Origin of the sequence: Aeromonas sp. HMWF015, from assembly GCF_963878965.1 — a bacterium.
Taxonomy (GTDB): domain Bacteria; phylum Pseudomonadota; class Gammaproteobacteria; order Enterobacterales; family Aeromonadaceae; genus Aeromonas; species Aeromonas veronii.
In genome coordinates, this window is record NZ_CAWNZT010000185.1 from 4,721 (window position 1) to 5,467 (window position 747).

Below are 747 nucleotides of genomic sequence, written 5' to 3' on the forward strand. Positions count from 1 at the left end.
TGCCACCAAAGCGCCCGAAGAGGCAATTGGCCAAGTTGTCGATTGCGAACCGTCTCCGTTTGTCCGCCTTTTGCCCGCGATGAGTGAAAGAAAAAGGCCCTGTTGCCAGGGCCTTGAACTCACCGTTTTTTCTCTGCCAGATAGGGAGCAAATTGCGGCGTGTACTCGGCCTTGAACCCCTGTTCGGTCTTGATGATGAGATAGACCGCCAGCTTGTGCTGCTTGGCAAATGCCAACCCCGCTTCAGGCCCCATCACCATCAGCGCGGTATCGAGGGCATCGGCTTCCAGTGCGGTCGGGGTGATGACGCTGGCGGAGACCAGCTTGTGGGTGACCGGCTGGCCGGTGGCGGGATCGATGATATGGGAGTAACGCTGGCCATCCAGCTCGTAGTAGTTGCGATAGCTGCCCGCTGTGCTGAGCGCCATGCCGTTGGGGATGACGATATCGGAAAACGCTCCCGGCTGATCGGAGGGTTCGACGATGGCCACTTTCCATGGCGAGCCCTTGCTGTTGTTGCCCTTGCTGCGCACCGCACCGGCCACTTCGATCAGGTAGTTGTGTACCCCCTTGCCTTCGAGCAGGGCGGCAATCTCGTCAGAGGCGGCCCCCTCGCCAAGGGTGGAGAGGTCGAGATAGAGATCCGGGATCGTTTTTTCGAGCAAGAAGTGATCCCCCTGCGGGGTCAGGCTCAGCTTGTCGATCCCTACCTTGTGGCGGGCGGCGGCGATGGCTGCCTCATCGGGT

General features: G+C 60.4%; 1 protein-coding gene. It reads right to left on the reverse strand.

Annotated elements, in window-relative coordinates:
* Positions 1 to 119: 119 nt before the first annotated feature.
* The coding region (locus AACS18_RS09775; protein WP_181363434.1) for an FAD:protein FMN transferase at positions 120 to 747 on the reverse strand (628 nt) is incomplete at its 5' end.